The sequence below is a fragment of the Paenibacillus sp. FSL H3-0469 genome (genome assembly GCF_038051945.1).
Taxonomy (GTDB): Bacteria; Bacillota; Bacilli; order Paenibacillales; family Paenibacillaceae; genus Paenibacillus_AQ.
Map to the genome: position 1 here is coordinate 4169478 of NZ_CP150302.1, position 12402 is coordinate 4181879.

The 12402-nt window shown below is 54.8% G+C and carries 13 protein-coding genes; 5 read left to right on the forward strand and 8 right to left on the reverse strand.

Going from position 1 to position 12402, the window contains the following annotated elements; all coding sequences use genetic code 11:
* Positions 1–66: 66 nt before the first annotated feature.
* On the reverse strand, positions 67–738 hold the full coding sequence (locus tag NSS83_RS18220; RefSeq protein WP_341348742.1) for a TetR/AcrR family transcriptional regulator: 672 nt from the start codon (positions 736–738) through the stop codon (positions 67–69).
* Positions 739–921: 183 nt separating this feature from the next.
* Between NSS83_RS18220 and NSS83_RS18225 the strand changes: the two genes are divergently transcribed.
* Positions 922–1962 (forward strand): stalk domain-containing protein, encoded by a 1041-nt coding sequence (locus NSS83_RS18225; RefSeq protein WP_341346202.1) that lies wholly within the window; start codon positions 922–924, stop codon positions 1960–1962.
* Positions 1963–2117: 155 nt separating this feature from the next.
* Here the strand turns inward: NSS83_RS18225 and NSS83_RS18230 are convergent, their stop codons facing one another.
* The gene (locus NSS83_RS18230; RefSeq protein ID WP_341346203.1) at positions 2118–2459 is read right to left on the reverse strand and encodes a zinc ribbon domain-containing protein YjdM; all 342 of its coding nucleotides are present in this window, start codon (positions 2457–2459) and stop codon (positions 2118–2120) included.
* Positions 2460–2608: 149 nt separating this feature from the next.
* On the opposite strand from NSS83_RS18230, the gene NSS83_RS18235 reads away from it, so the two are divergent.
* The 3 genes from NSS83_RS18235 to NSS83_RS18245 all read left to right on the forward strand — a co-directional run bounded on the left by NSS83_RS18235 (position 2609) and on the right by NSS83_RS18245 (position 5156).
* On the forward strand, positions 2609–3094 hold the full coding sequence (locus NSS83_RS18235) for a GNAT family N-acetyltransferase (RefSeq protein WP_341346204.1): 486 nt from the start codon (positions 2609–2611) through the stop codon (positions 3092–3094).
* A 69-nt stretch (positions 3095–3163) separates the two neighbouring features.
* Positions 3164–4138 carry a catalase family peroxidase gene (locus NSS83_RS18240; RefSeq protein ID WP_341183413.1) on the forward strand — a complete coding sequence of 325 codons (975 nt, stop codon included), beginning with the start codon at positions 3164–3166 and terminating at the stop codon, positions 4136–4138.
* 130 nt (positions 4139–4268) lie between these two features.
* Positions 4269–5156: a YegS/Rv2252/BmrU family lipid kinase gene (locus tag NSS83_RS18245; protein WP_341346205.1), complete on the forward strand. Its 888-nt coding sequence runs from the start codon at positions 4269–4271 to the stop codon at positions 5154–5156.
* Positions 5157–5218: 62 nt separating this feature from the next.
* Here NSS83_RS18245 and NSS83_RS18250 read toward each other — a convergent pair whose 3' ends face one another.
* The 3 genes from NSS83_RS18250 to NSS83_RS18260 all read right to left on the reverse strand — a co-directional run bounded on the left by NSS83_RS18250 (position 5219) and on the right by NSS83_RS18260 (position 7513).
* Positions 5219–6094 (reverse strand): phosphotransferase, encoded by an 876-nt coding sequence (locus tag NSS83_RS18250; RefSeq protein WP_341346206.1) that lies wholly within the window; start codon positions 6092–6094, stop codon positions 5219–5221.
* A 177-nt stretch (positions 6095–6271) separates the two neighbouring features.
* The gene (locus tag NSS83_RS18255) at positions 6272–6748 is read right to left on the reverse strand and encodes a DinB family protein (protein ID WP_341346207.1); all 477 of its coding nucleotides are present in this window, start codon (positions 6746–6748) and stop codon (positions 6272–6274) included.
* Positions 6749–6967: 219 nt separating this feature from the next.
* Positions 6968–7513: a hypothetical protein gene (locus NSS83_RS18260; RefSeq protein ID WP_036691837.1), complete on the reverse strand. Its 546-nt coding sequence runs from the start codon at positions 7511–7513 to the stop codon at positions 6968–6970.
* 118 nt (positions 7514–7631) lie between these two features.
* On the opposite strand from NSS83_RS18260, the gene NSS83_RS18265 reads away from it, so the two are divergent.
* On the forward strand, positions 7632–8546 hold the full coding sequence (locus NSS83_RS18265; RefSeq protein WP_341183409.1) for a phosphatidate cytidylyltransferase: 915 nt from the start codon (positions 7632–7634) through the stop codon (positions 8544–8546).
* A gap of 74 nt (positions 8547–8620) precedes the next feature.
* Here the strand turns inward: NSS83_RS18265 and NSS83_RS18270 are convergent, their stop codons facing one another.
* From NSS83_RS18270 to NSS83_RS18280, 3 genes are read right to left on the reverse strand one after another with little or no spacing between them, the layout of a single operon-like run.
* Positions 8621–10837, reverse strand: a complete 2217-nt coding sequence (locus NSS83_RS18270; RefSeq protein ID WP_341183408.1) for a carbohydrate-binding domain-containing protein — start codon at positions 10835–10837, stop codon at positions 8621–8623.
* A gap of 27 nt (positions 10838–10864) precedes the next feature.
* The gene (locus NSS83_RS18275) at positions 10865–11548 is read right to left on the reverse strand and encodes a DUF4956 domain-containing protein (protein WP_341183407.1); all 684 of its coding nucleotides are present in this window, start codon (positions 11546–11548) and stop codon (positions 10865–10867) included.
* Positions 11541–12284, reverse strand: a complete 744-nt coding sequence (locus tag NSS83_RS18280; protein WP_341346208.1) for a polyphosphate polymerase domain-containing protein — start codon at positions 12282–12284, stop codon at positions 11541–11543. Before NSS83_RS18280 ends, NSS83_RS18275 begins: the two co-directional genes overlap by 8 nt.
* Positions 12285–12402 lie beyond the last annotated feature (118 nt).

The following is a 12402-nucleotide window of genomic DNA, read 5'->3' on the forward strand; positions in this document are numbered from 1 at the left end:
TCTCCTTTATCTGTTCATTTAAAACTAACTAGTTGTTTATAATTACTGAAAAGAAAAAGCCGCCCCTTACAGTAAAGACGGCTCCATGACGCCATGGATAATAAATTGTACGATCTGACTGGTGGCCTGCTCTCTATTCTGCGGGGAATCCAGATTGCCGAACACGTGCTCGAACCTTGAAGACGACTGCAGTGTCATAGCAATCATGTTCATGGCCAGCATCGGAAAGAGTGCGGGGTCCAGATCCCGGCGGAGGATTCCGTTCCTCTGGGCGGCCAATGCAACCTTATACATCTGAGGATCATCGTCAAGACGGTAGCTGATCTGATTCAAGGTCTTCCAGCCTTCCGCAGCCTCCCAGAACAGGATTCTCAGGTAAGTCCGGTGCTCCAGCAGGAAGGAGACCGTCTGACGGGTCCAGTAATCCACGAAATTTTTGAATGCGGACGGGTCCTTGAGTTGCTGCTCATCCTTCAGCAATTCGCTGATGAACGAGCCGGTGATCTGTTCACTAACCTGGTCCGCCCGCTTGACCACTTCCGTGTACAACCCTAATTTGTCGCCATAATATTGGTAGATCAGGCTTTTGTTATACCCGGAAGCCTTCGCAATGGCATCAATCCGTGCCGCTGAGAAGCCGGACTCGGCAAAGATCTCCTCGGCTGCATCCAGGATAACGCCCCGGGTCCGGGCGGCATCGTAGATTTTGGCGCTGCGTTTGTTCCCAGTTGTGGTTATGGTTGTTACCCCCTATTCCTATTTATAACTAACTGGTTAGATTGTAATCTGCATCCTAGCGGATGTCAAGCGCGGTTCTTACAGCCTTGTCTGCGAAACGTTGCCAACAATTGGCACAAAACCAATTCACACCAATCGCGTCTAACTGGAGAGAGTTAAATCTATCCATAAGGTGATGAATCCATGACAACCAGAACAACTATACTGCTGTCTCTGCTAGGACTGGCCCTGACCGCTACGGCGGGCGGTAATGCCCATGCAGATGCAGCACCCTCACCCCAGCCCATCTCCATTTACCTGGACGGGCAGCAGCTTCAGCCGGAGACCCGGCCGCTGAACATCAGCGGGACTGTACTGGTTCCCATGCGGGGGCTGTTCGAGGCCCAGGGGGCTGAGCTCTCCTGGAACAACGCAAGCAAGACCGTAACTGCCGTCAAAGGCGGCACTGCACTTACCTATACCTTAGGCTCGTCCACTGCTCTGCTGAACGGGAAGACCACCCAGCTGGCGGTACCGGGACAACTATCGCAAGGCTACAGTATGATTCCCCTGCGCTTCGTCAGTGAAGCCCTGGGCAGCGAGGTGAGCTGGGAGCCGGCTTCGGGCTCTGTCCTTATCTCCTCGGCGTCCGCCTATGAGACCTCGGTCACCTGGGGGGTCAACCTGCGCAGCACCCCGGATGCCGGGAGCAGCGCCACCAGTCTGGGCCTGCTGCCCGCCGGAAGCAAGGTCCATGTCATCCGTGAGGTTAATGCCCTCTGGCTGGAGGTTCGGACCACAGATCATATGAGAGGATATGTATCTTCCAAGCCGAAATTCACGGATTACAGAAGCCCTTCCCTGCTGCAGAAGCAAGGGGAAGCCCTGATTGCTTCAGGTAAGAAATACCTGAATACCCCTTATGAATTCGGCGCTTCTCCGAACCAGACGAATACGTTCGACTGTTCTTCTTTTGTGAAGCGTGTATTCGGGGATACGCTTGGGATTGAGCTTCCCCGCGTCTCTTACGATCAGGCAGATGAAGGCCGGAAGGTTGGCCTGGACGAGCTGCGCACCGGAGATCTGCTCTTCTTCACCGCCAGGGGTCTCGACATCGGACATGTAGCCATCTACGCCGGAAATAACCGGATACTGCATACCTACTCCAAGGAGCAGGGTGTACATATGGAGGATTTCAGCAGCAAGTGGAAGCAGCGGTTTGTTACCGCGCGGCGGATTCTATAGCGGGGAGAGAAAGCGGGAATTCAGCGGTCCCCTGTAACAGTTGGATTTTCTACACTTGCTGCCTAAGCAAATGTCGCATTCAGGAGTAACAGTTGGAAAAAAGGCACTTAATCTGACAAGTGCCTTATTTCCATCTCTTCCGCATCAGCTTCATGCTAGGCCTTGCGCACAAACTCCGATTTCAGCTTCATTGCGCCGAACCCGTCGATTTTACAATCGATATCATGGTCGCCGTCCACCAGACGGATATTCTTCACCTTCGTGCCTATCTTCAGAACGGACGAGCTGCCTTTGACCTTGAGATCTTTAATCACCGTTACGGTGTCTCCGTCAGCCAGGACATTGCCGTTAGCATCCTTCACTACCTTCTCATCCTCGCCGCTTGCGCCCGCTGCATCCAGAGACCACTCATGGGCACACTCCGGGCAGACCAGCAGCGCTCCATCCTCATAGGTATACACAGAGCCACACTGCGGGCAATTCGGTAATTCATTCATTGATTAATAATCTCCATTTCTGCTTAATGCATGTTGTATTGGGTAAGTCTGCTTTATTTTAGCATATTCCTGCGCATGGTAGTTGAATAGTTCATATAATTATATTAATATCTAATTAGATATATAATTAATTTTAAGCGGGTGATGATATGATTTGGTTAGAACCAGTACTGGACCCGTTAGCGCCGGAGAGTCTGGATATTCAGGCCTCCATCCTGAACTCTCAGCCTGAATTCAACCAGATGGTCCTGCATAAGGCGTTTCTGGAGCCCCTGGAGCTGGAGGAGGAGAACCGCAACAACCTCACTATGGGGGAGAAAATGCTATACATCAGAAGCCATGACCGGATTGCCGGTCTGATCACCTACCTGCCTGACTATAGCGCGGATCATTATCCGTGGATCGGCCTGCTGGTGATTCACCGGCAATACAGCCGGCAGGGGATCGGAAAAACCGCCGTACATGAGCTGGAGCGAATGTTCAGGAATCATAGCCTCAGCGCCGTCAGACTAGCCGTTCAGCTGGAGAACAAGGCCGGGGAGGCCTTCTGGACCCGAAACGGGTTCGCCCCGGTCAGAAGAGCGACCGATAACCACAATAACGAAGTGGATGTTTACGAGAAGCAGTTTAGATGAATGGCCGGTGTGGTAAGAATTAGGATGTAGATTATTCCATTTCAATGGATATGCGGGAGGGGTATGAGCGTGAATGAGGGCAAGAATGAAGCTGAACTGGACGGACAACTGCCGGCAGGGGAGCAAGCTGCGGCTGAAGGGCTGGCCGCCGAGGCGGTAGACGCGATCGAGAACCTGTCCGGTGTCCATCCCGGATACCGCCGTGCCCATGCGGCGGGAGTCTGCTGCCGCGGCTTCTTCCGGCCTAGCGGACTGGGAAAGGAATTCACGGAGGCGGAACACCTGCAGGAGCAGCAGGTGAACGCCATTATCCGCTTCTCGGGGAGCTCGACCGATCCGGCACTGGCGGATCTGCTCTCTCCTGCCAAGGGAATGGCTGTCCAATTCATCCTGCCGGATGGCGAGGTTACAAATCTGGTTGGAGTGAGCGTCCCTGTCTTTTTTGCCCGGACTCCTGAGTCCTTCATCGACATTGTACATATGGCCCACCGGCTGCGGACCGGGACACTCGGACCGATTGAGCTGATGAAGGAGATTGTCAGCCACTTCAGCGAGAGCAAGGAGGCCCTGCTCGCAGTGCGGCGGCTGATGCCGCCTGCCAGCTATGCCGAATGTCATTACTACTGCATACATGCTTATGTGCTGGTCAATGCCGAAGGCAGGCAACAGCCTGTCCGGTTCGAGTGGGTTCCCGAGAAGGGCGTGCGCACACTGACGCTGGAAGAGGCTGCGCAGCAGCCGGACCGCTATCTGGAGGAGGAGCTGGAGCTGCGCCTGAAGGATGAACCGGCCATTTTCCAGCTTGTCGCCGTTCTGGGCGAGGAAGGCGATGCTACGGACGATCCCACGCGCGCCTGGCCCGAAGAGCGCCGCAGAATCGATCTCGGCCGGCTGCATATTTCCGAGATCTACCCCGATCCGAAGTATCTGCTCATGGACCCTACGATCCTTACAACCGGCATGCTTCTCTCGGATGACCCGATTCTGAGGTTCCGCAGCGCGGCCTACGCCGAATCTTATGGACGGCGGATCGAAGGAAGATAGCCGCTGCCTGCTGCGGCAGATATATCGCTCAGCGCCAAAGGGACACTGCGCCCTTTGGCGCTTTTGATTCAAACGCTATACTTAGTTGGTTAATGGATATTAATCCGGTTACAACAGAGAGGAGTGCAGTATGCAGCAGGCCATGGTCATCATGAACCCGTCGTCGGGCAAGGCAGAGGCGCGGGATTGTATCCAAGCAGCGGAAGAGGTGCTGCAAGGTGCAGGATATCAGGTTACCGTCCAGGAGACCACAGGGGAAGGAGACGCAACCGCCTTCTGCGTTCAGGCCTGCGCCGAGTGTTATGATCTGGTGGTTGCCATTGGAGGAGACGGCACACTCCACGAGACGATGAACGGCCTCACAGATCAGCAGCACCGCCCCACACTTGGCATTGTGCCGATGGGCACCGTCAATGATTTCGCCCGCGCGCTACAGATTCCGCTTGTTCCTGAAGAGGCAATCCAGAGCCTGGCTTCGCCACGGACCCGAAGAGTCGATATGGGCCGGCTGAATGACCGGCTGTTCGTCAATGTGGTGGCCGCAGGCTCTCTGGCAGGCTCCCTCTCCTCGGTTAGCTCCGAAGACAAGAGCCGGCTCGGGTTCCTTGCTTATCTAAAGGAGGGCATTAAGGAGTTGGCCAGCAATACTGCACATACCCTGACGATTACTCACGACGGGGAGATCTGGGAAGGCTCCTCCCCGCTGTTCATTGCTGCGCTGACGAATTCCGTCGGCGGCTTCGAGAAGCTTGCCCCCGCTGCCGCTGTAGATGACGGCCTGCTCCATTGCTTCATCGTCAAAGACCTGCACTTGCTGAATTCCGTTACGGTCAGCATCTCCCTGCTGCTAGGCAATCTGCGGAATCATAAGGATGTCATCTACTTTACAGCCAAGGAGGTCTCCGTCCGCTCCACCGAGCCGGTACAGACGAATGTGGACGGCGAGCAGGGTCCGCCGCTGCCGATCCGCTTAAGCACCATTCCGCGCCATATTCAGGTCGTGGTGCCGGAGGACTGATCAGCCCGGACAACTCAGGCGTTCCAAGCTACAAAGTACAAGCACCAGCAAAAGCATCTACCTTAGCGGATTCCATGCAGCTCTGCGAAGTCCTCATCCAGTGTCCATTCAAGACGTCTGACCCATTCACGCTGCACCTCCTTGGGCGCTATCTGCAGGCGGTGCAGGATATTCCATACCCTGTACAGACTCGCCGCCTTCATCTGGTGCGCAGTGAAGGATAACGGGTTAACAGACAGATAGCCCTGCATGAAGGCCGTGTTGAGCAGTACGGATTGTACGGGATAATGGTGCTTCGTGAACCAGCAGACCCAGGCTACATCATTCAGCGGGCTGCCCCATTCCGCCCATTCCCAGTCCAGCACATGCAGCAGATCATCGGCTTCACAGAGCAGATTATGTACTCCGTAATCGCCATGGGTCAGGACCCAAGGAAGCTCTCCGGCCTCCGCAGCAGACAGAAGGTGAAGCGACTGCCTGCCGAGAGCGGCGGGGACGAATTCCAGCTTCTGAATCACCTCACTCAGTGCTGACCTGTTGCTGATCCGGATCTGTGTCTCTTGCGGCTGATAAGATCGGGAATGAATCTGGGCAGCCAGCAGCTGCCCCATTCTGCTGTAGATCCGCTCGGCTCTTGACCAGTCCCTGGCATCCAGAACGGATTGGGCGTTCCCGCCCTGCATGCAGTCCATAATGATGATGCGCATTCCGTCCATCTCTGCCACCTCATGCACCACCGGGGTATCACAGCTTCCCTGTACCAGCCGCATGACCTCAACCTCATTGAGCGTATCTTCATTGGACATATTTGTTATTTTGGCTACAAGCGGCGGCTCCGCCCCCGCCATCAGATAGGTGAGATTCGTATATCCCCCTGTCAGCCGTTCCAGCCGGCAGGCATACCTTGCTTCCAGACCTCTGATGATGTTCTCAATCATGATATGATTCCCTCTCTTTTTCCTTCTGTAAGCCTTTATCCCAAGAATATCACATGCTCCAGTTAATTACAGGTTAAGGTATTCTGCACAGCAAAAAGACCGGCACGGGAAGTCTCAGCCAGTCTGTCTGTCCGGGTTATACCGCTCACCGGGCCGCTATGCCCCTGAAGGCAGCTCCTATTGCCGGGCCTGCGCGTACAGCTTATGCAGCAATACGATCTGGCCGATATGATAGGCATTATGCGTCGCCGCATTGCTGATCAGCTCCCACCATGCCGCCGGCTCCGGGAACCCGTTCACCTGGTTTTCCAGCCCTTCCTCGGACAACAGGTCCTGCCAGGCCAGCATTGTGTCCACCAGTCTGCCGCGAAGCTCACCGAAGGAAGTATCCGCAGGAAGCACGAAGCTCAGACGATTATCGCCCACCGGAGGCACGGCATCCATATGCCCCTCCCGGTACCGGGTCTGCCAGGCTTCATTCCAGTACAGCAGATGAGCGGTAAGCTCGGCAATGCTGTACAGCCCTTGGCCGGGTTTCCAGAAGGCTTCCTCCTCTGTAACTTCCTCTGTTGCCTGCATATACGGCAGATGCCAGCTGGGGTCATTGGCGCCAGCCAGCAACTGATTGGCCAGCACATCCTTAGCATGAACCATTTGCTTCACGCTCCTTTTTCCCTGAAAATATCACACTCCGGGCGGAATAAGCCAAGTAAACTTCTTGTATAAATAAAGTCACCCTGCAGGTGACGGATAATGGCGCTTTCTCTCACCAGCCGCTTGTAAGGAGCAGAATTGTTGCACTTTTTGCAGGATTCCTCTATAACTATTTCCTAAAAAAAAAAGTCCCCTCCCCTACCGGGAACGAGGACTTCTCTACTGGCTGGAGGGCTTGTATTCGCTCAGCTTGCCGTAATAGACCAGATGCAGCCGGTCGCTCTGCCGGAAATCATCCGGGGTGACAAGCGCTGGCAGCTTGTTCCATAGCTTAATGCCCGAGCGCTCCAGAATCTCGGCAACGAACTGCGAACAGAAATACGAGTTACTGAACTCCACCGGCTCCTTGAGTGCAATACCGATGACGCCGAGGATATTGTAGAGATACTTCTGGCGGCTGCGGATGAAGACCTGGAGCACCCGCTTCATTTTCTCAACCTCACGGTCCGTAACCTGAAGCTCGTAGATGACGCAAGTCGTCTCTGGATATTTACTGTAGGTACCTGTGCGGATATCCTCCTTCACGAACCCGCCGTTCAGCGGATTGGCCGGATGCTTCCTTCCAAAGCTATATAGCTCGGACAGCTCCCTGTTAAACGAGATCGAGGCATGATTATACGGCGCTTTGGTATACCCCTGAATGAGCTTCGTGAACAGCGTTCCCGTATTGGTGAGCATGATGTACACCGATGGATCTGCTGACATTTACAATATTTCCCCTTATCAAGTCAGTTGTTTTACTTCATAATAAGCTGGACGCTCTGTCTATTTTAGCATAAAATCCCTATATTGAAATGATACCCGAGACAAGTTGGTGATTGTAATGAACCGTTCTTTATTCACACTAGTTCTAATCTTTGCAGCTCTATCGGTGATCCATGTGCTGTATCTTGTGGTAAGCAGACTACAGAAGGACAAGGATTATACCGGAATCGGCTTCCGCATCCGAACCTGGTGGGGCATGCTGTTCATCTTCTGCCTGGCTACCCTGTCCAACGCCCTGGTGTCCCTGCTGTCCCTGATGGTCCTGAGCTTCTTCGCCCTTAAGGAATACTTCTCCATGATCCGCACCCGAAAAGCAGACCGCAGGCTGTTCCTCTGGGCATACCTGTCCATTCCGCTGCAATTCTACTGGATCTACATTGAGTGGTACGGGATGTTCATTATTTTCATTCCGGTCTATGTGTTCCTGCTGCTGCCGCTTCCCCGGCTGATCAACAAAGGCACGCTAGGCTTCCTGCGCAGTGTCAGCGCAACCCAGTGGGGACTGATGCTGATGGTATTCGGGCTCAGCCATCTGGCTTACTTCCAGTTCGCCACTCCGGAGTACGGGGCAGGTCTGGTCCTCTTCCTGGTGGTGCTGACTCAGCTCAATGATGCCATTCACTATCTGGCTTCGATCTATTTCGGCAAACACCGGATCGTTCCGACCGCGAATCCCCATCTGACCTGGGAAGGCTTCGTCTGCGCGTTCGTGGTGACTACAGCAGTCTCGTACCTGAGCTATTCTCATCTTACACCGCTGAATCCGGCCTTTGGCTATCTCTCCGGCATGCTGATCAGTCTCAGCGGCTTCTTCGGCAGCCTGACAGTCTCCGTACTCAAGCGGGATCTGCTGATCGGGGATGACGACAAATTCGCAGCGCTGCAAAAAAGCTACCTGAGCCGCGTAGACAGTCTTGCCTACACCGCACCGGTATTCTTCCATGTCATCCGCTACTATTTCGACTTCATGTAGCCGCTGATCACACTTAATATTGTGCAAAAATAGAGACTATCCGCTAATGGATAGTCTCTTCTATACTGTCCCGCTTAATTCGTGCTAGTACCTGCACCCTCTGGAGCTGTAGTGCCCGCATCGGCCGGCTTCGTCGTACCCGCATCTGCTGGCTTCGTTGTACCAGCGTCCGCAGGCGGCGTGCCTCCTGCTCCGCCAGGTCCGCCTCCGGCTCTGTTGCCTCTGCCGCCGCCGAAGCCGCCGCCTCCCGGCCCGCCCATACTGCTTCCGCCTGTGGTTACACCCGAAGCATTCACCCAGGTCACCGTATTGGTGATGTCAAAAGCAACAAATTTGCTGCCCCCGCTGTACGTCCCGCCGGTATACAATCCGTCTGTGGCTGTTCCGGTAGAGCTGCCTCCGGTGTAGACGGTATAAGAGCCGTCCGTAAGCTCTGGAGCGCTGACCACTACAGTCTGGAAGCTCTTCGCCGGAGCGAAGGTCAGAATGGCCTTGCCGTCAGCATCTTCCAGATGAACCATCGTTCCAGCCTGCTGAGTTGCTGCGAATTCCACGCTTACCGAATACTGGCCGGAGTCCTCGCCCGGAGCCTGTGCCATTCCTGATGCACCTGCGGCTACCAGGAATCCGCCGGTGATGTTGAAGGCTCCGTCATAATCCAGGGCGCCGTTGCCGGAGTTCTCGGGGCCATACACAATGACGGTGCCGCCGGTCATAGTCACTGAGCCGTTGGAGTCCAGGCCATCGCCTGCGGCATCTACGGTCAGGGTCCCGCCGCTGATGGTCAGCAGGTTGCTGCCGGTGCTGCTGAACGAATCCTGAGCCTGCGTTCCTGCTGCCGCATTGGTATCGTTGCCTCCAGCCACATTGACGCCATCGTCTGTGGCTGTCACATGAATCTCACCGCCGGATATGGTGATGTCCGCTCCTTCTATCCCTTCATAGCTCTCCGTAATATTGACGGTGCCGCCTGATATGGAGACCAGAGCATCGGCGTGAAGCCCGTCATCCCCTGTAGCGATCTGGAATTCTCCATCCGTTACCGAGATACTGCTGTTGCTGTGCAGCGCATCATCTGCGGCATCCACCGTGAAGCTTCCGCCGTTCACCGTCAGGTCCCCGCCTGCCTTAATCCCTTTGGCGCTGACGGATTCCGTCTCCGCCGCTGCTGCGGTGTCAGTCTGTGCCGCTGCCGCGGTGCTGCTCTCCGCTGCTTGGGGCTGGTCAGCCGCCGGCGCAGCATCCATCGCAGGCGGCGTACCCCCGGCTTCTCCCGGAGCAGGGAAGCTGCCGTCTTCCGGCCGCTGGCCGAAGCCGCCGCCACCCATCCCCGGCCCGCCCTGACCGCCGGTCTTCACTTCGGCGTTCACATAGCCGCCGCCAGTCACCAGCGTATAGGTGCCGCTGTCGATGACAGCAGCGGTCTCCGCTTGAAGCCCGTCATTACCGGCTGTAATGTCGAAGGTTCCGGCGGCAATGGCGATGAAGCCCTTGGTGGCATCCTTGTCATTGGTCGATTTGATGCCGTCGCCTTCGGCATGAATTGTGATATTGCCGTCCTGAATGGCAATCATGTCCTTACCGACAATACCGTCATCCGCTGCCTTCACTTCGAGGGTGCCGGATATGATTGTCAGATCATCCTTGCCGGTGATGCCGTCGTTGTAGTTGCCGGTGACCGTCAGCTTGCCGGTGCCGTTAATCGTCAGGTCCGCTTTGCTGAAGAGCGCAGCGCTTGGCTCATCCTCAGCTCCATCTGCGAATACATACGCAGCTCCATCTGTCACACTGTTATCCGTGCCTTCCTGCAAGGTGATGACTACTTTGCCGGCTTCCTTGATGTAGACGGGAGCATTATCGTTGTCCGTCAGGTGGGCACCGTTCAACACGAGTCTTACAGTACCTTTTGCCTGCTCATCTACAATAATCTGTCCGTCACTTAGTGTGCCGCTGAGCACATAAGTGCCTGCCTCCGTAATGGTCACTGTGCCCTCTTGCGCTGTGGCACCTGCGCCATCTACCACGGCATTAGTTCCAGCCAGAGTTATAGCGGTAGAATCCGCTGCCGTCCAGGCGGTTACAGCATCCTCTTCCTCCCAGGCCACAAGATCCGCTGTCTTCACACTTGCCGGCTGCACCGCGGCAGAGGTACTGCTCTGAACGGCCTCAGCTGTTGTACTCACGTTGTTACTTGTATCGGATGGCGTAGCTGCTTTTGCACTGCATGCCGACATAACTGCGGCGCATAGCAGCATAAGTCCAATTTTACCGGCTGTTAATCTGTTCTTCATCAGTCATCATTCCCTTCCTGTAGCGGATTAATATTCGTTCATGACGGGCGCCATGGTCAGTGAGAGATCCAGGTTCCCGTTGCGGGTACGGATGGCGTCCAGCAGCTCCTTCTGGCTTGTCTGCTCATTAATCGTTACGGCATAGACCAGCTCATACAGGCTGCCCAGCTCCGTGGTTCTGATCTTCTTCAGCTCGTAGGCCACATTGAAGGTGTTGAAGACCTCCGCGAAGGCTTCCTCATAGCCCAGATTCTCAGGAATCGTTACCTTCAGTGTCTTGTGCATCGACTGCTTGCGCCCGAAGCCCGTCCGGTTAAGCAGGACCATCAACACGCAGAGAAGCAGGGTGAAAAATACTGCATAACCGAATGCTCCTACGCCGCAGGCCAGCCCGGAGGCCATAGTGAACAGGACGAAAGTGATGTCCTTCGGATCACCGGGGGCGCTGCGGAACCGGATGATCGAGAAGGCGCCCGCCAGGCTGAAGGCCCGGGCCACATTGCTGCCGATAAGCAGGATGATAATCGCTACAATAACCGGCAGCAGAACCATGGTCAGCGTGAAGCTCTGTGAGTATCCGGCAGGGCTCGTCTTCATGTAGGTGAAGCTGATCAGACCGCCGAGGATAATGGCGATGACCATGGTTAAGGCAGCATTCATGAAGGTTAGTTCCGAAGTAGACTCAGCTACGGAAAATATCGAATCAAGCATAGCGGACACGCTCTCTTTCTGATTGGCTGTTTCGCAGCATTTTTTTATATTCGTTGCCGTATTTGGAGAAGCTGGTGCGGTACATCTGATGCTCCGACAGCATCTTGGCCAGCCAGACCGGAATGGTCTTCTCTGCCTTCACTTCCATCAGCCATTGTCCCGGCTCCAGCAGCTCCTCGCCATACACGCCGTGCTCCATCTTCAGATCATACCGGCGGCAGCGGATGTTGGTGTCGAAGGTGATGCGGAGATCGCGGTTATTTTTGCAGAACATAGCCTTACGGTCATAGGACAAATACAGCTTCGGCTGCAGATCATAGCGGGTCAGCAGGTACTTGATCTCTTCGATCACCTGCTTGTTCATATAGCTCTCGAATGCAGGCTCCCTGCCGCTCTCGATGAAGGCATAGGCTTCATCCAGCTTCAGCGGGGTTCTTCTTTTGTTGACCAGGCCCAGCACCTTCTTCTTGATCTCCAGATAGACTCTGGTGTCGCCTTCAGGAATGCCGTAGGCCCGGATGCGGAGCTTCTCCTTATACTTCGGCTTCGCCAGGCTGCTGCGGATCAGGGAATTCTGCGGGGTGTCATAATAGAGATTGGTGATGGAATAATATTCGTGCTGCTTGTTGTATGCATCAGGCTCCATATATTCCAGCAGTTCGTGATAGAGCTTCAGGTAGGATTCATGGTCGAACAGATACTTGTTCTCGTAACGGTTGAAGACCTCAATGGCCATGGAGATCAGATCCTTTCAGGGGAGTATTAATGGGTGCTGCTTGCTTATGGATGTATCTTATCCCCCGAACCTTTAACGAATCTTAAATGGATTAAGGTTGATTAAAGGTCCCCTTGAT